This is a genomic window from Ferdinandcohnia sp. GQ5, from assembly GCF_059759275.1.
In genome coordinates this window covers 38,707-61,878 of the sequence record NZ_JCAXEW010000024.1, presented here as the reverse complement: position 1 = coordinate 61,878, position 23,172 = coordinate 38,707, and the positions used below count along the sequence as shown (strand labels likewise).

The following is a 23,172-nucleotide window of genomic DNA, read 5'->3' as shown; positions in this document are numbered from 1 at the left end:
GTCGGAGTATCTTCGGACAAGGAAACGCAAAATCAACGCGATTGTGTCTGAAGTCGGAGTATCTTCGGACAAGGAAACGCAAAATCAACGCGATTGTGTCTGAAGTTGGAGTATCTTCGGACAAGGGGATGGAAAATCATCGCGATTGTGTCTGAAGTGGAAGTATCTTCGGACAAGGGTATGGAAAATAGGTACGGTTGTGTCTGAAGTAGGAGTACCTTCGGACAAGGGGATGGAAAATCAGCGCGATTGTGTCTAAAGTGGAAGTATCTTCGGACAAGGGAATACAAAATCAGTGCAGTTGTGTCTGAAGTGGAAGTATCTTCGGACAAGGGTATGGAAAATCGGTACGGTTGTGTCTGAAGTAGGAGTACCTTCGGACAAGGGAATACAAAATCAGTGCGGTTGTGTCTGAAGTTGGAGTATCTTCGGACAAGAGAATGCAAAATTAGTATGGTTGTGTCTGAAGTCGGAGTATCTTCGGACAAGGGAATACAAAATCAGTGAAGTTGTGTCCGAAGTAGAAGTATCTTCGGACAAGGGAAAGCAAAATCAACACGGTTGTGTCTGAAGTAGGAGTATCTTCGGACAAGGGAACGCAAAATCAACACGGTTGTTTCTGAAGTTGGAGTATCTTCGGACAGGAGAATGCAAAATCAACACGATTGTGTCTGAAGTAGGAGTATCTTCGGACAAGGAAAAACGCAAAATCATCGCGGTTGTGTCTGAAGTAGGAGTACCTTCGGACAAGGGTATGGAAAATCATCGCGATTGTGTCTGAAGTGGAAGTATCTTCGGACAAGATAATGCAAAATCAGTGAAGTTGTGTCTGAAGTAGAAGTATCTTCGGACAAGATAATGCAAAATTAGTACGGTTGTGTCTGAAGTTGAAGTATCTTCGAACAATGAACGCAAAATCATCGCGATTGTGTCTGAAGTTGAATTATCTTCAGACAAATAAAAGTAAAATCTTATCGGTTATGTATAAAAAAGCGTGAATTCATATGTGAATTCACGCTAAAAATGTCTTGTGATTTACTATTTTGCAGTACACTGAATTGGTAACTATTAAGTTAATTTAAAGCCTTTTTTAATGTAGCTAGATTTTGTGTCATTAAGCTAAAATAATCTTTGTTGTCTTCGATTTCTTTTTCAGTTAATGCCTCCAAATTATGAAGGGTTAAGCTTTTTGTCCCTGTTTCTTTTTGAACGGTTTCTGCGATCTTTGACGATATATTCTGCTCAAATAAAATATATTCAAGATTTTGTTTCTTCACAGATTCAATAATATTTTTCAATTCTTTTTGAGATGGTTCATTGGAAGGGGAAAAGCCAGTAATACTTATTTGCTTTATTCCATAACGAGCTTCCCAGTATCCGTAAGCCGAATGGGCAACTAGAATTTCTTTACGTTTTGCAGAATTGGCCACTTCCATAAATTCTGTGTTTAATTCTTCCAATTGAGCTTTTAATATGTTGAATTTTTCTTCATATACATCTTTATTAGAAGGATTTAACTCAGTTAGAGCATTTTTAATATTTTCAGCAATCTGTATGGAGTAGACTGGATCTAACCATATATGTGGATCAATATCTCCGTGTTGATGATCCTCTTCATCGTGATGGTGAGAATCATCTTCCAAACTCATGAATTCTATTCCAGATCCTGCTTCAATTAATGCGACATCTTCCTTTTTGAGTGTTTTTTTTGCTGAAGCTACAAAAGCCTCAACACCAATCCCAGTGTAAATAAATGCATCAGCACTTGCGATGCTTGTCATGTCCCTAGGAGTGGGTTCAAATGTGTGGGCATCAGCACCCGGCGGATAAACACTATTAACAATGACATCTTCGCCACCTATTTTTTTTGTAAAGTCTGTTAAAGGAAATACGGTTGTATATATCGTAAGCTTTCCTTCTTCATCTGATGATTTATTTTGATCTGCTCCACAAGCTGCTAGTATGCCGATTGCGAGTAAGAGCATGATATATCCTTTGATTTTTTTCATAAACTTTCTCCTCTCAAGTACCCAAAATGGTGCCTGTTTGAAATCCTTTCATATTATATCGTAATTATTCCGATTTGAGAACAAAAAACTTTTTTAAGGGGAACGATGTTCTATTAGTATCTCTGGTAGACACAAGAACTTGTGAGTAATAATAAAAATATTATCTAAAAGGACAAGTTTTTGATAAAATATAATGAAATAAAGAGTGAAGGGTGAAAAGTATGTCACTACTGGATAATATCCTAGAATATAACAAAGAGTTTGTTGAAACCAAAGAATACGAAAAATACCAAACGACAAAGCTTCCAGATAAAAGAATGGTTATTGTAACCTGTATGGATACACGACTCATTGAGCTGCTTCCAAAAGCAATGAACATGAAAAATGGAGATGTGAAAATTTTAAAGGTAGCTGGTGCGGTTGTTTCACATCCTTTTGGTAGTGTAATGAGAAGTATTTTAGTTGCCGTGTATGATTTAAATGCGGACGAGGTTTGTATTGTCGGTCATCATGATTGTGGTATGAGTGCACTAAACTCAGATGCGATTTTACAAAAAATAAAAAACAGAGGGGTTACTCAAGCGAGAATTGATACATTAAAGTACTCTGGAATTGATCTTGATAAATGGTTTAAAGGTTTTAGCAGTGTAGAAGATAGTGTTCGACACAGTGTTGAAATGGTCGAAAACCATCCACTTCTTCCAGTGGAAGTTCCTGTTCATGGTCTTGTTATTAATCCTGAAACTGGTAAACTGGATGTTGTAGTTAACGGGTATAAATAAGATGAAAAGAGGTCATATGGCCTCTTTTTTCATGGTTAGAGGTTAAAGTTACGTTAATATTGGTTATTATGGGTAATGAATGTCATAAAAAAGACACAGGAATAAATGGTCGTTTGTTGTACCATGTAGTTGAGGTGAAAGAAATGAAAAATATAGGTCTTTTTCTCTTTTTGGCTGCAATCATCATGCTTGCAGCATGTAATAATGAGACAGAAAAGAAAAATACGAATACGACAGAATTAGTCCCAATTGCAGTTGATTTAAAGCTCGATCCTGAAAAAATAAATCCAGGTGAAGAAGTAACCTTGCATGCAACTGTAACTCAAGGGGAAGAAACAGTCGAAGATGCAGATGAAGTTCAATTTGAAATTGCGCAAAAAGGCAGTGAAGAAAGCGAATTTCTAGATGGGGAGCATACTTCTGATGGTGAATATACGGCTGTTAAAACGTTTGAACAGGACGGGATTTATTTTGTGACAGCACATGTAACGGCGAGAAGCATGCATACCATGCCAAAGGTTGAAGTGGTAATTGGAAACCCTAGTGTAACAGAAGAGTCAGCAGATGAACCTGCGGAACATGGAGATCACCATGGAAATGAACATCATCATGGAAGTGGAGATGTTTCAATCGACTTCCCACTAGAGACTGAATATCCTGTAGGAAAATCATCTACATTACATGTCTCTTTTGAAGAGTCAGGAGCACCGTTGACAGATGCAAAAGTTCGGTTTGAGGTTTGGAAAGATGGCGCTGAGAAACATGAGTTTATAGATGCAAATGAAACCGAAAATGGTGTCTATCAATCAGATTTTACATTCACTGAATCCGGGAATTATAATATTCAAGTTCACATCGAAAAAGGAGAGATCCACGAGCATCTTGAAAAGACAACAAACGTAAAATAAAAAAAGGAAGGTAGCATTAATGTTTATGCTTACCTTCCTTTTTTTCGGGTACAAAGTCAATCCCGCCTGGGTGGAGTGGATGACATTTTAATATACGTTTTATGGTCAGCCAGCCACCTTTAAATGCACCAAAGCGTTTAATGGCTTCAAGTCCATATTGAGAACAAGTCGGATAAAAGCGACAAGTTGGTGGTTTTAATGGGGATATAAATTTTTGATAGAAACGAATTACACCTATAAATATCGCTTGAAGCAATTTTTTCTACTTCCCTTACTTGGTTTAAGTAACTTATACTATACTATAGGTAGTGGATAAAAGCATCTTTAAAGGTTGTCCAAAAAAGTTACGTGAATATGACACATCGAATTTTTTCCAATTCAAATTAAATAGATGAAAAAAATCGGAATTAGCGTTATGATAGATATAAATGCAGGTACAAAAAGAAGAGTAAAGGACTGAGATGTTCAAGGCGGCGAAGTTTTGAGTACCGCAGCGTATGAAGTTGATACGTGAGGAACAGATAAACATGCCTTAGAAATGTCATTTTCGGTCGACTTTTTGTAATCCTCTAAAAGATATTTAGGGAGTGAAGAGAATGCCATCAGTAGAAAGCTTTGAACTAGATCATTGTGCAGTTAAAGCTCCGTATGTAAGACATTGTGGTGTACACAAGGTAGGTACAGATGGAGTTGTAAATAAGTTTGATATTCGTTTTTGTCAGCCAAATAAACAGGCTATGAAGCCAGACGTTATTCATACACTTGAACATCTATTAGCATTTAACCTTCGTGAGCATTGTGAGAAATATGATCACTTTGATATTATTGATATCTCTCCTATGGGGTGTCAAACAGGTTATTATTTAGTTGTGAGTGGGGAACCAACAGTTTCTGAAATTATTGACCTGTTAGAAGCAACAATGCAAAGTGCTGTAGAAATTACAGAAATCCCTGCAGCAAATGAAACTCAATGTGGTCAAGCGAAGCTTCATGACTTAGAAGGGGCAAAGCGCCTCATGCGTTTTTGGCTAACACAATCAAAAGAAGACCTTCAAAAGGTATTCGGATAATAAAAAGACCTCAGCCACTATGGCTGAGGTTTTATAGTTTTGGTGGAATCCGATGTTTGGTTTCTTGTTCGTATGCATATGCCAATTTTATCAGTGTTGCTTCCGAAAAGGCAGTTCCTGTGAAGGTGATTCCAACTGGTTCTCCTTCGGGTGTATATCCCGCAGGTACTGTTATTGATGGATAACCAGCTTTAGCAGGTATACTTGCTCCAATATTATTAGGGAATACAATTGCATCTAATTGATGCTCATTTAAAACAAAATCAATTCCATTTTCCGTTGAATGATAATGATCATTTTCAAGTGCATCAAGGTATTCTTTTTCTGTTAACGTGCCACTCGTTTTTTCTGCCTCTTCCAAAATAATCTGACCGTACTTTAACATTTTATCTTCATTATCCTTGTTGAATGCAATCAAGTCAGATAAATTTCGAACTTTTACGGAAGGCTCTAAGTTTCGTAAATAAGCATTTAGGTCAACCTTAAATTCATAGGTTAATACATCATAGCTCCACTTGTTTTTGGAAGAAGGAATTTTTACATCTTCAATAACAGTTGCCCCAAGTTCCTCGAGTACCTTTACGGCATTATCCAATACTGCTCGTTTTTCCACGCTAAGGTAGTCAAAATAAACCTCCCTAGCAATTCCAATTCGTGCACCTTTTAGCCCATCCACATCTAAAAATTGGGTAAAATCGGTAGAGGTTAATGTTTTGCCTGTGTAAGTGATTGGGTCACGCTCATCTACTCCTACCATTGCGGTTAATAGGTAAGCAGCATCCTTTACTGTACGTGCCATTGGTCCTGCAGTATCTTGTGTATGAGCAATTGGAATAATTCCAGCGCGGCTTATTAATCCTAAGGTTGGCTTTATGCCGACAAGTGAGTTTTGACTTGAAGGACTTAAAATGGAGCCTGATGTTTCAGTACCAACTGCAACAACTGCAAAATTTGCGGCAATGGCTGAGCCAGAACCAGCGCTTGAGCCTCCAACATCAAATTTACCAGGTCCATATGGATTTAATGTTTGCCCACCTCGGGAGCTATATCCACTAGGCATCCCTTCTGTCATGAAATTCGCCCATTCAGTCATATTAGTTTTGCCTAAAATAATGGCGCCGGCTTCTCTTAAGAGATACGCAACATATGAATCTTCTGAGGCACATGAGTCAGCTAAAGCGAGTGAGCCAGCAGATGTGTGCATCTTATCGTTCGTATCTAGATTATCTTTTAGTAATACTGGTATTCCGTGAAGCGATCCGCGTGGTCCAATTTCTTTACGCTCCGTATCCAGAGCCATTGCGATTTGCATAGCATCTGGATTTAATTCTATGATGGAACGCAGTGATGAGTCATAGTTTGCAATTCTATGTAAATACATAAGTACCAATTGTTTGGCTGTTAATTCTTCTTTTTCAAACTTTTCTTGGATAGAATCAATTGTTGCCTCAATTAACCAATTATTTGAAAGTTCTTGAAGAAGCTTATTTTCCATCAGAATTCTCCTTATTTTCAGGTTGGTTTAAATATGGATTATCCTCTAAATCATCTACTGTATGTTTGTACTTATATGCTTTGGATGTCGTACTAACTGCTAAAAACAAGACAACAAAAACAATAATGATTGAAATAATTAATACTGTAAACATAGCAACCTCCTCTTATTCTCCTTTATTTTAACACGAAAAATGATAGAAGATATTGATATTCCAATTAAATTGAAAAAGTATGAAATTTGTCAAGAAACAAAACCAAAATTTATGTTTCACAGTGTTATAAAGGGGGTATGTTAACAATAAGGAGGAGATATAAATGTCAACACAATTAGTGGAAATGGTAAATAAGCAAGTTGCAAACTGGAGTGTGCTTTACATTAAGCTACATAATTATCATTGGTATGTGAAAGGTTCTAATTTCTTCACCCTTCATGAAAAATTTGAGGAATTGTACAATGAGTCCGCAGTTCATATTGATGAGTTAGCTGAGAGATTATTGGCAATTGGTGGACAACCTGTTGCTACAATGAAAGAGATTCTAGAATTGTCTTCCATTCAGGAAGCAAATGGTAATGAAAATGCCGATGAAATGGTTTCTACTATCTCAAATGATTTTTCTATATTAACGGGAGAATTAAAGGAAGGTATGAAAGTAGCTGGTGATGTGGATGATGAAACTACAGGGGATATGCTCCTTGCAATTCACCAATCACTTGAAAAGCATATTTGGATGCTACAATCCTTTTTAGGAAAATAAAAAATAGTTTGCCCTTCTTTCTTGTAGAAAGAAGGGTTTTGTTATACTTTTTTAGTAGGGGAGGAGAGAAATATGATCGATTTACGAAGTGATACAGTCACAAAGCCAACAGCCGAAATGAGAAAAGCAACTTATGAAGCTGAGGTTGGAGATGATGTCTATCAAGAAGATCCAACAGTAAGAGAGTTAGAACAAACAGCAGCTGATATGCTTGGGAAGGAAGCGGCATTATTTGTGACGAGTGGAACTCAAGGCAATCAAATTGCTGTGCTAACTCATACACGAAAAGGGAATGAAATCATCGTTGAACAAGATTCTCATATTTTTAATTACGAAGGTGCTGCGATATCTGCGTTTGCTGGAGTACAGCCCCGCACAATTAAAGGGGATAGAGGCGCAATGGACCCTAGAGAAGTAGAGTCTGCTATTCAAGAGGATGATGTCCATAACCCTGAAACCGGCTTGATTTGTATTGAAAATACACATAATCGAGCGGGTGGTGCAGTCATCCCACTTGATAATATGGCAGCGATTCATCATGTTGCATCTGCAAATCATATACCTGTTCATTTGGATGGTGCCCGTCTATTCAATGCAGCGGTAGCATTGGGACGACCTGTAAAGGACATTGCGCAATATACGGATACTGTTCAATTTTGTTTATCAAAAGGATTAGGTGCTCCGGTAGGTTCTATCATCGCTGGAAGCGAGGAGTTTATTAAGCAAGCAAGGAAGTGGAGAAAGCGTCTTGGTGGAGGTTTAAGACAGGTTGGGATTATTGCGGCCCCAGGACTTGTTGCACTACGTACGATGGTTGACCGTCTTGCAATCGATCATGAACATGCAAAATTTCTTGCAGAAGGACTAGGGAATACAAAGGGGATCGAAGTCGTAAATCAGATTGACACCAATATCATTTTAGTGGATGTGAGTGAAAGAGGCTTAACCTCTAGTCAATTTGTCGCTTTATTAAAAGAACATGGTGTATTGGTTTCAACATTTGGACCTAAACTTGTCCGATTCGTCACTCATTATGATGTTAATAAAGAGTCTATCGGGGACGCATTAAGGATCGTAAGTAAATTATAATACTGATTTAGGAAGGATTGTCAGAGCGACAATCCTTTTAATGTATATCTCTCAACTCATTAACCGTCATCATTTTTGATTGACCAATTCCATCACGTGCCATTTTTGCTTTAAGGTTTTCTATCATGTAGAAACCAACTAAGTTTCGCAATTCTTGATCAGTTAAATCTCTTAAAAGATCTATCAGATCTTCACGTTCAAATTGTTCAAGCACGGAAAAAGCAATGATGTCCGCATCTTCTTCATCACCTGTTAATTTATCTCTATATAGTTCATAAATTTCGTCAATTATTTTCATAAGTGTTTTCCCCTTTGCATGCTTATTTCACATGTTTTCTTGGAAATTAGTATATGGGGGAATGTCTTAAAAGATACTAATTTTAATGAAATTTAGGCAAAGGCCATAATGAATGTTGAATATTTTTTACACGAGAGGAAAAAGCTAAAATAACGTAAATCACTGTTAGGAGTGACCATAGTGGAACAACAGTCAAAGAAAACCTATTATATTGCTGTAGGGAGTGGGGAAATATCTCAAGTAAAGTCTGGGTCTTCTTGGGAGTATAAAATTGAAGCAACGGACGAGGAAATTCATCAACTGCGAAAGCTTTTTGATTCGAATTATGCAAACGAAGTAGAAGGATTTTTACGTGCACATGTTCCTTTTGTGGAATATCATAATGATTCATCGAATGATAAGTACGACTCAAATATGCTTCAGGTTTTTCAGATGATTTATCGACTTGGAGACCAGGAAGCAAAAGATTTCATACAATCACAAGGCATACTTGATGTTTTAGGTAATATTGATTAAGCCACTTCTACATGAAGCGGCTTGTTTTTATGTTATCATAATAATAAAAACAACGATATTGGAGAATAAAAAAATGATTGTTTTTCAAGACATGTATCATAATGAAGTGAATTTATCGTTTACACCGGATCCTTTTTCAGACCAACCGAAGCATGTGTGGGTTATCTGTCGATATCAGAATCAATGGCTTTTAACAAACCATTCTGAACGAGGACTCGAATTTCCAGGGGGAAAGGTTGAGGAGGGAGAGAATCCTGAAGCTGCAGCGATTCGTGAGGTAATGGAAGAAACGGGTGCTGAGGTTAAGGAAATCGAATATATTGGTCAATATAAGGTCATAGGAAAAGGGAAAACGATTATTAAAAATATATATTTTGCTGAGATAGATCGCCTTCTTGAGAAAAAGACTTATTTTGAAACAAAAGGGCCTGTCTTGCTGAAAGAAATTCCACTAGGAAATGTAAAAACAGACCGAAGATTTAGCTTCATCATGAAGGATGATGTCTTAACCCATAGCATTGACTATGTAGAAAAATACTTAAAAATGAAGAAAGCTCACTAGTTGATACTAGATGAGCATTTTATTTAGAATCCTTTATTAGTTTTCTCTCTAGGAGTTCAACTCCTTGGTACATGAGTGTTGCACAAATGGCAATCAATAATAAGCTTAGGAAAATGAGTGTGAAATTAAATACCTGGAATCCATAAATGATAAGGTAGCCTAAGCCTTGCTTTGAAACCAGGAATTCTCCGACAATGACTCCGACCCAAGACAATCCAACGTTAACCTTTAATGTGGAGATAATAGCTGGAAAAGATGAGGGGAGAATGACATCGCGGAAGATTTGTTTCCGATTTGCTCCAAAAGTCTGAAGTACTTTGATGTAGTTATAATCGACTTCCTTAAACGAAGTGTAGATGACAATGGTCGTGATAATAACTGAAATTATTGCGCCCATTGCAATAATTGACACATAACCGGTACCTAAGGCAACGATTAAGATTGGTCCTAATGCTACTTTTGGCATCGCATTTAAAATGACTAAATACGGATCAAGAATGTTTGAAAGACGTTCTGACCACCACAATAGCGCGGCAATTATAACCCCTAAGGCCGTTCCAATAATAAATCCTAACACTGTTTCAAACAATGTTACAGCGAGATTGTTAAACAAACTTCCATCATTTATTTTATCTAAGAATAGATTCCAAACTTTTGAAGGAGCGCTGAAGATTAAAGGATCTATCCAATGGCTTCGACTCGCAATTTCCCAGAACCCGAAAAAGACAATAAAAATTAGGATTTGATAAAATCGGACTAGTCTTTTCTCTTTTTTTATTGATTGGAGATAAAGATGGTGTAGGTTATTAATGTTCAGGTTTTGTTTCAAGTTTATCTAACTCCTCCCATATTTGCTGAAAAATATTCGAATACTCTGGGTGTTGTCTTGCATCAAATGGAGTCTCATTGCGTAAGTTCTCTGGGATATCAAATACTTTTGCAATTTTACCCGGTCTTTTTGAAAGCAGGAAAATCCGGTCGCTCATGGCAATGGCTTCACCAATATCATGTGTCACAAGAATGGCTGTTTTTTGGTATTCCTTTAAGGTCTCCGATACAAGGTCCTCCAATTTCAGCTTCGTTTGAAAGTCTAGTGCAGAGAATGGTTCGTCAAGTAGAAGAATTTTTGGGTTTGTTGCGAGCGTGCGAACCAATGCGGCTCTTTGTCTCATCCCTCCTGAGAGCTGTTTCGGATAAGCTTTTTCGACCCCTTTCAAGCCAATTTCTTCAAGTAGATCTAAGGTTTTTTTTCTTGTTTGCTCTGTTTCTTGGTTCATGATTTGCAAGCCAACAAGGATATTCTCTTCAATTGTCTTCCATGGAAATAAGTAGTCCTGCTGCAGCATATAGCCGATATCTGATTTCGCTTTTTCAATCTTTTTACCTTCGATCAAAACCTCTCCGTATGTCGGTTTTAATAATCCAGCAATAATAGAGAGTAATGTGGTCTTACCACACCCACTAGGGCCGAGAAGAGAGATAAATTCTCCCTCCTCGATTGTGAGTGAAATATCCTCGAGTGCGGTCGTTGTAGAATCCTTTGTAAAATAAACATGGTATATATCTTTTATTGACAAAAAACTCATAGTAACACTCCTATTAACATGTGTTCAAAAAGGAGGATGAAAAGGACCGCGCCGGTCTCATATCCTATCCTGCTGGCACTTGCACATCCTGTGCGTCGAAAGTTCAAGGCAGCGCGAGCTCCCGAGTACCGGAGCGACGCAACTGTTTGAGTTAATTCCACAGCAGCCTTTCGCTGAGGAATTGACCTCGTGGAACGAGTGGACGCAAGCAGCGCATTACCTAGTTATTCATCGTGTTCTCTGAGCAATGTACGAAGAAATTCGATGTGTCATTTTCACCGGACTTTTTGAACATCTTTATTTAGAAATTACTTTTTCAGCAATACTTGTATTCACAAGTGTGTTGTAGTCAATTCTCTTTGGTAATTCTCCTGCTTCGTCCATAATATCTTGGAGGTTATTCCAAGCTTCCTCTGATAAAACAGGGTTAGTTGCGTAAGAACCTTGATTTTTGTAACGTTCAATAGAAGAAGTGATTAGATCAATTGGAGTATCTGGGAAGAACTCTTGAACCGAATTTGCGATTTCCTCTGGGCTATGGGAATCGACCCATTGTTGTGCTTTATAAATAGCTCTTGTGAATTTTTCAACAGCTTCCCCATTTTCATCAATAAAGCTTTGTTTTGTCATAAAAGAAGTATAGGGGACCTTTCCGGATTCTTCACCGAATGATGCAACAATATAGCCACGGCCTTCTTTTTCAAAAAGGCTAGCAGTTGGTTCAAATAACTGGACGAACTCTCCTGTGCCAGAGGCATAAGCACTAGAAATATTCGCAAAGTCGATATTCTGTATAAGATTCAAATCACCATGTGGGTCAATTCCATGCTTTTTTAATACAAACTCCCCAACCATTTGTGGCATACCGCCTTTACGTTGGCCAAGGAATGTACTATCTTTGAGTTGCTCCCAGCTAAAGTTTTCGATGTTTTCTCTTGCGACTAAGAATGTACCATCGGTTTGTGTAAGAGCTGCAAAATTAATAACAGGGTCGGTTGAGCCTTGTGCCTCAACATATATGGATGTTTCAGAACCTACTAAGGCTACCTCAGCACCACCAGAAATTAACGCAGTCATGGTCTTATCTCCACCTGGTACTGTTGTTAATTCAATTTCTAAGCCTTCTTCTTCAAAAAATCCTTCGGTAATCGCTACATACTGCGGTGCATAAAACACTGAACGAGTAACCTCTGCTATACGGATTTTTTGAACCTGGTCATTATTACAAGCGGCTAACGGAATAATAAGCAGTAAAGCAAAAAGGCTTGCAAGAATACGACGCATGTATTCATTCCTCCTTGACAGTTCATCTGTCGACTATAGTAATTTCTTAAGATAGAATATGAAACGTGACAAAAATGTGTGAATGCCTATTTTTGCGTTTTTTTAGAACATTTAAAGTAAAGGTTGTACAATCATGTTGTAGAGAGGATGGATAATATGGTGGAAGGCACTATTATTGAAAAACAGAGATACCCGTCTCCCAATCCGGCAATCAATCTTTATTTAATTACATATTGGAGTAAAGGACTAAAAGTGAAAGGTTATCTGGCTGAACCAAAGGAAGAAGGTGTATATGACGGTTTTTTATATCTACGTGGTGGAATAAAAAATGTAGGGATGGTCAGAATCGGTCGCATCATCCAATTTGCTTCAGAAGGTTTTGTAGTGATGGCACCTTTTTATCGTGGAAATCAGGGTGGTGATGGTAATGAAGATTTCGCCGGTCATGATAGATATGATGCATTTTCTGCTTTTAAAGTGCTTGAGGAACATGAAAAAGTGAACCCGACCCGGATTCATGTCTTTGGATTTTCACGCGGAGGAGTAATGGCCCTTCTTACGGCCATTCAGCATCCCGGGATCTGTTCACTCGTTACATGGGGTGGTGTGAGTGATTTAAGTCTAACGTATGTGGAACGAAACGATTTACGGCGAATGCTAAAGCGGGTAATTGGAGGAACACCTACAAAATATCCAGAGCGTTATAAATGGAGAACACCATTATACGAACTTGAAATGCTGGAGGCTCCAGTTCTTATTATTCATGGTGAAAAAGATAAAAATGTTTCTATTAACCATGCATATCGACTAGAAAAAAGAATAAAGGAACTCGGAAAAGAGGTAGAAAGTTGGTATTTTCCACTATACACTCATTATTTTCCGCCACATGTAAATCGAGAAACAGTAAGACGATTGACGGAGTGGATGAAAACGAGGGAGCCCCATACAAAAAAGCTCGAGGACTAATTTCCTCGAGCTTCCTTTATTTCCAGCTCCAACGCTATTACGTTCGAGGTCACAAGCCAATCCGTCAAAAGGGTAAGGAAGCACCTTCTAGCAAGATCGTCTTTTACTTGAAAGGGCTGATCAAGACGATAACGTATTTGATATTAAATGCGTGGTCCGCCCAATAATTCGATTTCTTTAGCAACATTAGAGAACTTCTTGAAGTTTTCTTTGAATTTCACAGCTAATTCTTTTGCTTTTACATAGTATTGACTTTGGTCCGCCCATGTTTTTGATGGTTGAAGTACATCATCAGGAACCCCAGGAATATGAATTGGAATTTCCAGACCAAAAATATCATTCTTCACAGTTTCAGCATTATTTAATTCGCCTTCTAAAGCAGCTTGAACCATTGCGCGAGTATATGATAGTTTCATTCTGCTTCCAACGCCATATTCTCCTCCAGTCCAACCTGTATTCACTAGGAATACTTGAACATTGTGTTCATCGATCTTTCTACCTAACATTTCTGCATATTCTGTTGCAGGAAGTGGTAGGAATGGTGATCCAAAGCAAGTTGAGAATGTTGCTTGTGGAGCAGTAACACCACGTTCTGTTCCTGCTAGTTTACTTGTATATCCACTTAAGAAATGGTACATGGCTTGTTCCTTAGTTAGTTTACTGATAGGAGGTAAAACACCAAAAGCATCCGCAGTTAAAAATACGATTGTATTCGGATGACCTGCAATACTAGGAACAATAATATTATCTATATTATCGATTTGGTATGCAGCTCTTGTATTTTCAGTTAATGAATTATCATCATAATCAGCTATTCTGGATTCTTCATTTACAACCACATTTTCTAACACAGAGCCAAAGCGAATCGCATCGAAAATTTGTGGTTCCTTCTCGCGAGAAAGGTTGATGCATTTAGCATAGCAACCGCCTTCAATATTAAACACGCCAGAGCTAGACCAACCGTGTTCATCATCGCCAATAAGACGACGTTTTGGATCTGCTGAAAGAGTAGTTTTTCCTGTTCCAGATAGACCAAAGAATAGTGCAACGTCACCTTCAGGGCCTACGTTTGAAGAACAATGCATGGAAAGAATATTTTTTTCAGGCAATACATAGTTCATCACAGAGAAGATTGATTTTTTAATTTCTCCAGCATATTCAGTTCCTCCGATTAACACTGTTCGTTTTTCAAAGGAAATAATAATGAATGTTTCAGAGCGAGTACCATCTACCTCAGGATCAGCTTTAAAATTTGGTGCACAAATAACTGTGAATTCAGGTTGATGTGTATTTAGATCCTCTTCTGTTGGTCGAACAAACATTTGTTGAGAGAAAAGGTTATGCCAAGCATATTCATTGATTACTTGGATTGGCATGCGTACTTTTTTGTCTGCACCTGCATATCCATTGAATACGAAAATCTCATCTTTTTCTGTTAAGTATGAAAGTACTTTTGTATAAAGTTTTTCATATACTTCTTCAGAAATTGGTTTGTTTACCTTACCCCAATCAATTCTATCTTTAGTAGATGCTTCTTCTACGATGTATTTGTCTTCAGGTGATCTTCCGGTGTACTTCCCAGTTGTCGCACGTATAGCCCCAGTCGAAGTAAGGATTCCCTCTTGTCTAGATAGTACTTTTTCAACTAAAATAGGAACAGATAGGTTATGAAGTGCGTTTTTTCCATTCACTAATTCTAATAGCTGCTCATTTGTAACTTCAACTGAATTCATGTTAAACCATCCTTTATTAATTTTTAAATTTCCATAAATTATCTCAAATTTACAATTAGTATAACACATTAATAAAAATAGTCTATACTATTTAACGTATTTTACGTAACATATCATTAAAAAGTGCGCGCAGATTCTAAAATAGTCCTTTATAATCGATAATTCTTTTATAGTTTGTCAATATTGAGGAAATAGTGTGACACACTTCGACTTTGTTTTTTTTCGGAATTCTGTTGACACCTTAAGGACTACTGCGATATCATATGTCATTGAACGGATACTCTCTTATCCCGAGCTGGCGGAGGGACAGGCCCAATGAAACCCGGCAACCATCACTTTTCTTACATATCAAATGGTTTTTAGTGAAACCTATTAGTAGGTCTCCACATTCGAAAAAGTGATAAGGTGCTAACCTGAGCAAGGTATGTCCTTGATCGATAAGAGTGAAAGGCTGGATAAACGATAAACCTTTCCTCGAAATAGTAGGAAAGGTTTTTTATTCTTTATTGGTTTTATTGATGTTACTTAACGCGTGATATGTGTTTAAATTATTCTCGGAGTTCGATTCCAACAGAATAATGTTAAAGCCTCCGGCGGATGCCTCGATTTTTTAGCGGAAATTTTTCGCTTCCTGTGGCAACCGTCTTTATGACCCACATCGTGTCGGCCTAAAGATCGGGCGCAAAAACGCCAAGGCACATTTGATCGTAGATAACTGTTCATTTAATATAGGATAGAAAATCGTGAAGGTAACAATACTAAGGGAATGAGTACCGTATCAATGAATGTCAGAACTCGAACTATTCGATTCTGAATCCGAAAAGGAGGAAGCGTTTGTGACAAATAGACGCCGTTTATTTACTTCAGAATCTGTTACAGAAGGACATCCAGATAAAATCTGTGACCAGATTTCAGATTCTATTTTAGATGCGATTTTAGCAAGTGATGCAAATGCACGCGTAGCGTGTGAAACTTCTGTCACAACAGGTCTTGTACTTGTTGCGGGAGAAATTACAACTTCTACATATGTAGATATCCCAAAGATTGTCCGTGAAACGATTAAAGAGATTGGCTATACACGAGCAAAATACGGATTTGACTATGAAACTTGTGCAGTTTTAACATCCATTGATGAGCAATCTCCAGATATTGCAATGGGGGTTGACCAAGCGTTAGAAGCACGTGAAGGTCAAATGACTGATGAGCAAATTGAAGCAATTGGTGCTGGAGACCAAGGATTAATGTTTGGTTATGCTTGTAACGAAACAAAAGAATTAATGCCTCTACCAATTTCATTAGCTCACAAGTTATCACGCAGACTAACAAAGGTACGTAAAGATGAGATTCTTCCATATTTACGTCCAGATGGAAAAACTCAGGTTACTGTTGAATACGATGAGAACAACAATCCAGTTCGTATCGATACGATTGTTATTTCAACCCAGCACCATCCTGAAATTTCATTAGAGCAAATTCAACGTAATTTAAAAGAACATGTAATTAACCCTGTCGTTCCTAGTGAACTAATTGATGAGAATACTAAATATTTCATTAATCCTACTGGCCGTTTTGTAATTGGTGGTCCTCAAGGGGATGCTGGGTTAACTGGCCGTAAAATTATTGTTGATACGTACGGTGGTTATGCACGCCATGGCGGTGGCGCTTTCTCGGGTAAGGATCCAACTAAGGTTGACCGTTCAGCTGCATATGCTGCTCGTTATGTTGCGAAAAACATCGTAGCAGCTGGTTTAGCGGATAAATGTGAAGTTCAGCTTGCGTATGCAATCGGTGTTGCACAACCAGTTTCTATCTCTGTAGACACATTTGGAACCGGAACTGTGTCAGAGGATGTACTTGTAGAATTGGTTCGTGATAATTTTGATTTACGTCCTGCTGGAATTATCAAGATGCTTGATCTACGTCGTCCAATTTATAAGCAAACCGCTGCATATGGTCACTTTGGTAGAAATGATCTTGATTTACCATGGGAGCGTACTGACAAAGCAGAAGCGCTTAAAACACAAGCTGCAAAATAAGAAAGAAAAAAGCTCGCCTTAATGGTGAGCTTTTAACTTTATTCATCTGAAATGCTATGAGTGGTTGGATGAAAGCAAATAGATTATCCAATTTAGTATCAAACTTGACTGAATAAAGTTAAAGCCTCCGGCGGATGCCATAGATTTTCAAGGGTAATTTTTTGAGCAAGCTCAAAAAAATCTGGGCGTAAATACGCCAAGGCGTATTTGATTAACCGCGTTTTTCTTTTTGTAATTCCTTATAATGCTGCCCTTTTTCCACATATTCACGGCGAATTCTGGCCATATCTTTTTTATCTTCATCATTTAATTCACGAATAACTTTAGCTGGTCTTCCGAATGCAAGAGTGTTTGGTGGAATCTTTTTGCCTTGTGGAACTAGGCTTCCGGCACCTATAAAAGCCCCTTCACCAACCTCTGCCCCATCAAGAATAATGGACCCCATTCCGATTAGCGCATTTTTACGGATAATAGAGCTATGTAGGATCACCTGATGACCAATTGTGACATCATCTTCAATAATTAAAGGATTATTTGGGCTTTGATGCAAGGTTGAGTTATCCTGAATGCTCACTCTTTTTCCGATAATGGTCGGTGCCACATCCCCCCGTATGACAGTATTAAACCAAATGTTTGTTTCCTCACCAATTTTTACGTCACCAGTAACTGTCGCATATTCCGCAATATATACAGAGTCGGCAATTTCAGGATATTTCCCTTTGTATGGATAAATCATAATAGTTACATCCTTTCGTTTGATATTCGATAAATAATCATTTATGGTAAGTGTATCAACTTTTACAATTATCGTAAATCTTACATATATTCAATGTTCCTAAATATTGAGGTGATATCGATGGTACCAACAAAACCGATTAGTTTAATGAAGAAAGTGTATCGTGAGGTATTTCCGATTGTACATCGTGAATTATCAATTTGGAAAAAGAAAGCGGAGGCTATTCCAAATGAGGAACTTCGGAGACAGGCATTAGCGAGTATTCAAACTAAAACGTTTCACTGTGAAGGTGGAGCAATTCTCGCCTTATTATCAGAAGGACAAATGGAGGAATGCATTCGATTTATCGTTGCGTATCAAACGATTAGTGACTATCTAGATAATCTTTGTGATCGAAGCACCTCGCTTGATCCGTTAGATTTTAGCTCGTTACATGATTCTATGCCAGATGCCTTACGACCAGGATGTCCAACAAAAAACTATTATCAATTTCGAGAAGAACAGGATGATGGGGGTTACTTGGAGAGCCTAGTAACAACCTGTCAGGATGTTCTTCACAACCTTCATCATTATGATAAGATTGCTGATTATTTACAGGAGTTGGCAAGTTATTATTGTGCTTTACAAGTTCATAAACATGTAAAGGTAGAAGAGCGAGTTCCAAGACTTGAGAATTGGTTTAAAGATCACCAAAAGGATTTGCCAAACATGGAATGGTATGAATTCTCAGCCTGTTCAGGGTCTACACTAGGGATTTTTTGTTTAGTTGCTTACGCTTTTCATGAAGAATTCAACGAGGAGATGGCCAACAAAGTTCGGAATGGGTATTTTCCATATATCCAAGGCTTGCACATCCTTCTTGATTATTTCATTGATCAAGAAGAGGACCGTAAAGGTGGAGACTTAAATTTCTGTTTTTATTATCCACATGAAAATGAATTGGTAGATCGCCTTAAGCACTTTATCACCGAAGCAGATAAACATACAGCCGGGTTACCAAACGAAAAATTTCACCGAATGATTAATAGGGGTTTATTAGGTCTATATCTATCAGATGAAAAGGTAAGGGCACAACGAAGTGTATTAAAAATTGCGAAGAAAATTATTAGACTCGGTGGGAAGACTTCTTTTTTCTTTTATGTAAATGGACGAGCCTACCGTAGATTTCAACATGTGTTTGAATAAGAAAAAGATAGAGCGACGGGGCTCTATCTTTTTTCATAAGTGAAGTTATGGATGAATTCTTCCAAGACTGTCTTGAAAACGCTTGTCAGACAAGGCGCTCCGCTGAGCGAAGACGCGAATAGAAGTAGCCCTCATGAGCGGACGAGGGAGGCAAGCAACGAAGTATGCGAGCGTTTTTCAACAGTCTGGGCTCTATCTTTTTTCAATTGCGATAATAAAAGGTGGATTGTTCATTTGATTCATAAATCGGTACATTAATACATGAGCGCTGGTTTGGTCCAGCGTTGAACAATATTCTAACAGCTGATCTCGTTCGACTGCACCCTCTTCATGACCATGGTACACAACAAGTACTATAATACCTTCAGGTTTCATGACAGTAAGTAATTGCTCAATTGCCTCAATTGTAGAATCAGCCTTTGTAACAATTTCCTTATTTCCTCCAGGCAAATATCCCAAATTAAAGACTGCCCCTGCGATTTTGCCGCGGGCTTCAGTGGGAATCATCGCTAAAAGTTGACTATGGCTCTCGTGAAACAAACGAACGCGATCAAACAGGTCTTGCTCTTTTAAACGAGTGGTTGTGTTTTCAATAGCTTCTTTTTGAATGTCAAAGCCAAAAACTTGTCCATTTTCACCAACCAAAGAAGCAAGCATTGCTGTGTCGTGACCATTTCCGATTGTAGCGTCAACTGCATAATCTCCTTCTCTAACTGCAAGTTTAAGTAATTTACGGGCAAATGGAAGTATACGATCTAATTTCATACGTTTTCTGCTACCTTCTTATATAATTTTCCTTGATAGCTGTCACGACGTTTCAATTCGGCATCTATTGTATTTAATACCTCCCATTTATTCACACTCCACATTGGCCCGACCATTAAATCAATGGGACCATCCCCGGTAATACGATGAACAATCATTTCTGGTGGTAAAACTTCGAGTTGGTCACAAACTAATTGTACATAATCATCAAAAGAGAGAAATTCCAATAGTCCTTTTTCATATTGCTTCACCATAGGTGTTCCTTTTAACAAATGTAGCAAATGAATTTTGATACCTTGTACATCAAGTTTCGCTACTTCTTGAGCTGTATCCATCATCATTTCTGGTGTTTCCTGTGGGAGGCCATTTATAATATGGGAGCAAATCCGAATATTATGTTTACGAAGCTTATTTACTCCTTCAACATAACACTGAAAATCATGTGCTCGGTTAATAAGGTGCGCTGTTTTTTCATGTACAGTTTGTAAACCAAGCTCAACCCAGAGGTAGGTTCTTTCATTTAGTTCTGCTAAATATTCGACAACATCATCAGGAAGACAATCAGGCCTTGTAGCAATAGAGATTCCGACTACTCCTTCTTGACTTAAAACGGGTTCAAACCTTTCACGCAATACTTCAACAGGTGCGTGGGTGTTTGTGAACGCTTGGAAGTATGCCATGTACTTACCATCTTTCCATTTTTCGTGCATTTTATCTTTAATTGTATGGAATTGTGTAAGTATATCGTCTGCACGGTTTCCAGCAAAGTCACCTGACCCTGAGACACTACAAAAAGTACATCCACCATGTGCGACTGTTCCGTCACGGTTTGGGCAGTCAAACCCTCCATCAAGGGCTACTTTAAATACTTTATGTCCAAATGTACGACGGAGGTGGTAATTCCATGTATGGTAACGTTTATTATCTGTTGAATATGAAAATGGATTTCCTTGAGGCATAAAATCGCCCCTCCTAACTAAGATAAGAATTTGCTATGTAAATTTTAGCACGGGGGCTTTTAAGAACTCAAATGGAAATTCGAAGATCAAAAACTAAGAACACACTTTATGTGGCAAGCATCTTTTTTGACCCATCTCGTGTGCGTGGGGGCTTTATAAATTGGAAATAACTTTATGAGAGAAGAAATGAAGGATGAACAAACTATAGTAGAGAAGGCTTTTGCTTCTCATTTGGAATGTAGGAGGGGGAAGAATGGCTACTCGACAATCAGTAGATGCCTTTTTACAGCGCTGTGAGGATTCAATCCGAAATGCTCAGGAACAAATTACGACTGCTAGAAGACAGGAGCATTATAATACAACGGAATATACAGATGCTCAAATGCAATTGGAAGAAGCCACTAATGAATTAGCAAAGTTAGCTCAAAGTTGTAATGATCAGCAACGAGAGCAATTGCACCGAATGAGGTTGCAATTACAGCAACTTCAAAATGATATGACCTTGGATGTAAACGTGATTCAACAGTATAAGATGTAGGGGATGAATTCATGAAAAAGCGTTCGAAACAAAATAATCCAGAGCAAAAAACAAAAAACGGTGTAAACAGCAATGATTTGGAGTTCGGGCAGGACTTTGATCCTGTGAAAAAATCAAAGCAAAATTATCTAAAAAAGGGACAACCAATCAAATCAAAACAACGTCCCGAATAAAAAACAAACCGACAAGCGAAATTCGCTTGTCGATTTGTTTTTTGTGTCCATTAATATTAGCGCGGCTTTAAAATGTTTTTGCAGTTTAGGCTCATGGCGAAATTGCCGGAGCATGTACTGTGACACCGCCCTTGCGGTACAGGCTCACGCCGAAATTGCTCGAGCATGTACTGTGACACCGCCCTTGAGGTACAGGCACGCGTTAAATTTGCCTAAGCATGTACCGTGACACCGCTCTTGCGGTACATGCTCGCGCGCGAAATTGCCCGAGCATGTGACGTGACACCGCCCTTTCGGTACAGGCACGCGCTGAATTTTCCTAAACATGTACCATTACTAGTTCTTGTGCTACACGTTCTCCCGAGGGTATCCCGTTTTTGTGTCCATTTATCCGAATACTTTTTTAAATTGAATTAACAAGAGGAAAGGAATAAAATATTTTTTGGTATGGATAAATACGTGAATTTAAAGGAGGTGCCCGTATGCCGAGAGCGCTTTGGATGATTATTATTGGAATGATCATTAATGTCACAGGTTCATCTTTTTTATGGCCGTTAAACGCGATTTACATTCATGGTCATCTTGGTAAATCTTTATCTGTTGCAGGTCTTGTATTAATGATTAATGCGGGTGCAACCGTTATTGGAAATTTAGTAGGTGGCGTGTTATTTGATAAAATTGGTGGCTATAAATCAATCCTGACAGGAATCTTGATTTCATTAGTGGCTCTAATTGGACTGACCTTTTATCATGGATGGCCACATTATGTAATTTTCCTAACAATCATTGGACTTGGTACAGGTATGGTATTCCCAGCCATGTTTGCCATGGCAGGAGCTGTTTGGCCAGAAGGTGGGAGAAAGTCATTTAATGCCGTTTATATCGCGCAAAACCTAGGAGTTGCGATTGGATCAGGGCTTGGTGGCTTTGTGGCATCTTATTCATTTGATTATATTTTTATGGCAAATACATTTATGTATATTCTATTTTTCTTAGTGGCTTTGTTTGGTTACCGTGGAATTCATGCGGAAAAGGCTACTCAATCAAACCTACTAGAACAATCAAAAATGGTTAAAAATCGCTCAAAATTAACAGCGTTATTAGTTCTTTGTATTGGTTATGTCTTATGTTGGGTGGCCTATGTGCAATGGCAAGCCACTATTTCAAGCTATACACAGGACATCGGGATTACATTAAAGCAATATAGCTTATTATGGACAGTAAATGGAGGCTTAATTGTTCTCGGGCAGCCATTACTGAATGTGGCGATAAAATCATTTGCAAAATCCTTGAAAAAACAAATTATTATCGGAATTCTTATTTTTATTTGTTCTTTTCTTATTGTTTCAACGGCAAGCTCATTTAGTGGATTTCTAGTTGCGATGATTATATTAACAGTTGGGGAAATGTTTGTATGGCCAGCTGTACCGACCATTGCAAACGATCTTGCACCAAAGGGGCGCGAAGGATTTTACCAAGGAATTGTAAATAGTATGGCCACTGGCGGGCGTATGATTGGACCAGTACTCGGTGGAATGCTTGTTGACTTATGGGGGATGAGCATGTTATTTACGGTATTAGCGGTATTATTGTTCGTATCCATCTTCACCACCATGATTTATGATAAAAAATTAAAAGAAAAAACAAGTGTTGTAATTAGTGCATAATGAAAAAGGCTTGATACAAAAAATTGTATCAGGTCTTTTTTATCCTCTTTAATGAAT

Annotated in this window: 25 protein-coding genes and 1 riboswitch; of the genes, 13 read left to right on the top strand and 12 right to left on the bottom strand. The window is 38.1% G+C overall.

Going from position 1 to position 23,172, the window contains the following annotated elements; translation table 11 throughout:
• Positions 1 to 1,073 precede the first annotated feature (1,073 nt).
• Positions 1,074 to 2,009: a metal ABC transporter solute-binding protein, Zn/Mn family gene (locus tag AC6CHV_RS22980; protein WP_498079749.1), complete on the bottom strand. Its 936-nt coding sequence runs from the start codon at positions 2,007 to 2,009 to the stop codon at positions 1,074 to 1,076.
• A 221-nt stretch (positions 2,010 to 2,230) separates the two neighbouring features.
• Between AC6CHV_RS22980 and AC6CHV_RS22975 the strand changes: the two genes are divergently transcribed.
• A complete protein-coding gene (locus AC6CHV_RS22975; RefSeq protein ID WP_341330568.1) occupies positions 2,231 to 2,791 on the top strand; it encodes a beta-class carbonic anhydrase in 561 nt (186 codons plus the stop codon).
• A 143-nt stretch (positions 2,792 to 2,934) separates the two neighbouring features.
• Positions 2,935 to 3,699 carry a FixH family protein gene (locus AC6CHV_RS22970; protein WP_498079748.1) on the top strand — a complete coding sequence of 255 codons (765 nt, stop codon included), beginning with the start codon at positions 2,935 to 2,937 and terminating at the stop codon, positions 3,697 to 3,699.
• A 16-nt stretch (positions 3,700 to 3,715) separates the two neighbouring features.
• On the opposite strand, the gene yidD is transcribed toward AC6CHV_RS22970, so the two are convergent.
• A complete protein-coding gene (gene yidD / locus AC6CHV_RS22965; protein WP_341330570.1) occupies positions 3,716 to 3,955 on the bottom strand; it encodes a membrane protein insertion efficiency factor YidD in 240 nt (79 codons plus the stop codon).
• Between the two features lie 340 nt (positions 3,956 to 4,295).
• On the opposite strand from yidD, the gene AC6CHV_RS22960 reads away from it, so the two are divergent.
• The gene (locus AC6CHV_RS22960) at positions 4,296 to 4,769 is read left to right on the top strand and encodes an S-ribosylhomocysteine lyase (protein ID WP_121447336.1); all 474 of its coding nucleotides are present in this window, start codon (positions 4,296 to 4,298) and stop codon (positions 4,767 to 4,769) included.
• A gap of 31 nt (positions 4,770 to 4,800) precedes the next feature.
• Here the strand turns inward: AC6CHV_RS22960 and AC6CHV_RS22955 are convergent, their stop codons facing one another.
• Positions 4,801 to 6,264, bottom strand: a complete 1,464-nt coding sequence (locus tag AC6CHV_RS22955) for an amidase family protein (RefSeq protein ID WP_440274884.1) — start codon at positions 6,262 to 6,264, stop codon at positions 4,801 to 4,803.
• Positions 6,254 to 6,418, bottom strand: coding sequence for a YtzI protein (gene ytzI / locus AC6CHV_RS22950; RefSeq protein WP_121447338.1), 165 nt, complete (start codon positions 6,416 to 6,418; stop codon positions 6,254 to 6,256). Before ytzI ends, AC6CHV_RS22955 begins: the two co-directional genes overlap by 11 nt.
• A gap of 163 nt (positions 6,419 to 6,581) precedes the next feature.
• Between ytzI and AC6CHV_RS22945 the strand changes: the two genes are divergently transcribed.
• Both AC6CHV_RS22945 and ltaE read left to right on the top strand, forming a co-directional pair.
• Positions 6,582 to 7,022 carry a Dps family protein gene (locus tag AC6CHV_RS22945; protein ID WP_341330573.1) on the top strand — a complete coding sequence of 147 codons (441 nt, stop codon included), beginning with the start codon at positions 6,582 to 6,584 and terminating at the stop codon, positions 7,020 to 7,022.
• Positions 7,023 to 7,094: 72 nt separating this feature from the next.
• Positions 7,095 to 8,111: a low-specificity L-threonine aldolase gene (ltaE, locus tag AC6CHV_RS22940; protein ID WP_498079747.1), complete on the top strand. Its 1,017-nt coding sequence runs from the start codon at positions 7,095 to 7,097 to the stop codon at positions 8,109 to 8,111.
• Positions 8,112 to 8,148: 37 nt separating this feature from the next.
• Here ltaE and AC6CHV_RS22935 read toward each other — a convergent pair whose 3' ends face one another.
• A complete protein-coding gene (locus AC6CHV_RS22935; protein WP_498079746.1) occupies positions 8,149 to 8,409 on the bottom strand; it encodes a DUF6154 family protein in 261 nt (86 codons plus the stop codon).
• A gap of 177 nt (positions 8,410 to 8,586) precedes the next feature.
• Between AC6CHV_RS22935 and AC6CHV_RS22930 the strand changes: the two genes are divergently transcribed.
• Entirely contained in the window at positions 8,587 to 8,925 is a 339-nt protein-coding gene (locus AC6CHV_RS22930) for a hydrolase (protein ID WP_207899910.1), read from the top strand.
• 73 nt (positions 8,926 to 8,998) lie between these two features.
• Positions 8,999 to 9,487: an RNA deprotection pyrophosphohydrolase gene (gene ytkD / locus AC6CHV_RS22925; RefSeq protein ID WP_440274320.1), complete on the top strand. Its 489-nt coding sequence runs from the start codon at positions 8,999 to 9,001 to the stop codon at positions 9,485 to 9,487.
• A 19-nt stretch (positions 9,488 to 9,506) separates the two neighbouring features.
• Here the strand turns inward: ytkD and AC6CHV_RS22920 are convergent, their stop codons facing one another.
• From AC6CHV_RS22920 to AC6CHV_RS22910, 3 genes are all read right to left on the bottom strand, one after another.
• Positions 9,507 to 10,316 (bottom strand): ABC transporter permease, encoded by an 810-nt coding sequence (locus AC6CHV_RS22920; protein ID WP_341330576.1) that lies wholly within the window; start codon positions 10,314 to 10,316, stop codon positions 9,507 to 9,509.
• Positions 10,294 to 11,073 carry an ABC transporter ATP-binding protein gene (locus AC6CHV_RS22915; protein WP_341330577.1) on the bottom strand — a complete coding sequence of 260 codons (780 nt, stop codon included), beginning with the start codon at positions 11,071 to 11,073 and terminating at the stop codon, positions 10,294 to 10,296. Before AC6CHV_RS22915 ends, AC6CHV_RS22920 begins: the two co-directional genes overlap by 23 nt.
• Before the next feature lie 297 nt (positions 11,074 to 11,370).
• Positions 11,371 to 12,357: an ABC transporter substrate-binding protein gene (locus AC6CHV_RS22910; protein WP_121447345.1), complete on the bottom strand. Its 987-nt coding sequence runs from the start codon at positions 12,355 to 12,357 to the stop codon at positions 11,371 to 11,373.
• 156 nt (positions 12,358 to 12,513) lie between these two features.
• Here AC6CHV_RS22910 and AC6CHV_RS22905 point away from each other — a divergent pair, with 156 nt between their 5' ends.
• The gene (locus AC6CHV_RS22905; protein WP_440274321.1) at positions 12,514 to 13,323 is read left to right on the top strand and encodes an alpha/beta hydrolase family protein; all 810 of its coding nucleotides are present in this window, start codon (positions 12,514 to 12,516) and stop codon (positions 13,321 to 13,323) included.
• A 143-nt stretch (positions 13,324 to 13,466) separates the two neighbouring features.
• Here AC6CHV_RS22905 and pckA read toward each other — a convergent pair whose 3' ends face one another.
• Entirely contained in the window at positions 13,467 to 15,056 is a 1,590-nt protein-coding gene (gene pckA, locus AC6CHV_RS22900) for a phosphoenolpyruvate carboxykinase (ATP) (protein WP_341330579.1), read from the bottom strand.
• A gap of 282 nt (positions 15,057 to 15,338) precedes the next feature.
• Positions 15,339 to 15,500: riboswitch (SAM riboswitch) on the top strand.
• 392 nt (positions 15,501 to 15,892) lie between these two features.
• Here pckA and metK point away from each other — a divergent pair.
• On the top strand, positions 15,893 to 17,092 hold the full coding sequence (gene metK / locus AC6CHV_RS22895) for a methionine adenosyltransferase (RefSeq protein WP_121447348.1): 1,200 nt from the start codon (positions 15,893 to 15,895) through the stop codon (positions 17,090 to 17,092).
• 211 nt (positions 17,093 to 17,303) lie between these two features.
• Here the strand turns inward: metK and AC6CHV_RS22890 are convergent, their stop codons facing one another.
• Positions 17,304 to 17,828 carry a gamma carbonic anhydrase gene (locus AC6CHV_RS22890; RefSeq protein WP_440274319.1) on the bottom strand — a complete coding sequence of 175 codons (525 nt, stop codon included), beginning with the start codon at positions 17,826 to 17,828 and terminating at the stop codon, positions 17,304 to 17,306.
• A 120-nt stretch (positions 17,829 to 17,948) separates the two neighbouring features.
• On the opposite strand from AC6CHV_RS22890, the gene tbcS reads away from it, so the two are divergent.
• On the top strand, positions 17,949 to 19,013 hold the full coding sequence (gene tbcS, locus AC6CHV_RS22885; protein WP_440274318.1) for a tetraprenyl-beta-curcumene synthase: 1,065 nt from the start codon (positions 17,949 to 17,951) through the stop codon (positions 19,011 to 19,013).
• 192 nt (positions 19,014 to 19,205) lie between these two features.
• Here tbcS and mnmM read toward each other — a convergent pair whose 3' ends face one another.
• Both mnmM and mnmL read right to left on the bottom strand, forming a co-directional pair.
• On the bottom strand, positions 19,206 to 19,778 hold the full coding sequence (gene mnmM / locus AC6CHV_RS22880) for a tRNA 5-(aminomethyl)-2-thiouridylate-methyltransferase MnmM (RefSeq protein WP_440274317.1): 573 nt from the start codon (positions 19,776 to 19,778) through the stop codon (positions 19,206 to 19,208).
• A complete protein-coding gene (mnmL, locus tag AC6CHV_RS22875) occupies positions 19,775 to 20,737 on the bottom strand; it encodes a tRNA modification radical SAM protein MnmL/YtqA (RefSeq protein WP_440274316.1) in 963 nt (320 codons plus the stop codon). The genes mnmM and mnmL overlap by 4 nt, the downstream gene beginning before the upstream one ends.
• 253 nt (positions 20,738 to 20,990) lie before the next feature.
• Here mnmL and AC6CHV_RS22870 point away from each other — a divergent pair, with 253 nt between their 5' ends.
• The 3 genes from AC6CHV_RS22870 to AC6CHV_RS22860 all read left to right on the top strand — a co-directional run bounded on the left by AC6CHV_RS22870 (position 20,991) and on the right by AC6CHV_RS22860 (position 23,115).
• Positions 20,991 to 21,275, top strand: a complete 285-nt coding sequence (locus tag AC6CHV_RS22870; RefSeq protein ID WP_341330584.1) for a YtzC family protein — start codon at positions 20,991 to 20,993, stop codon at positions 21,273 to 21,275.
• Positions 21,276 to 21,286: 11 nt separating this feature from the next.
• Positions 21,287 to 21,448: a glycogen biosynthesis protein GlgD gene (locus AC6CHV_RS22865; RefSeq protein ID WP_121447353.1), complete on the top strand. Its 162-nt coding sequence runs from the start codon at positions 21,287 to 21,289 to the stop codon at positions 21,446 to 21,448.
• Positions 21,449 to 21,930: 482 nt separating this feature from the next.
• Positions 21,931 to 23,115 carry an MDR family MFS transporter gene (locus AC6CHV_RS22860; RefSeq protein ID WP_440274315.1) on the top strand — a complete coding sequence of 395 codons (1,185 nt, stop codon included), beginning with the start codon at positions 21,931 to 21,933 and terminating at the stop codon, positions 23,113 to 23,115.
• The last annotated feature ends 57 nt before the right edge of the window (positions 23,116 to 23,172 follow it).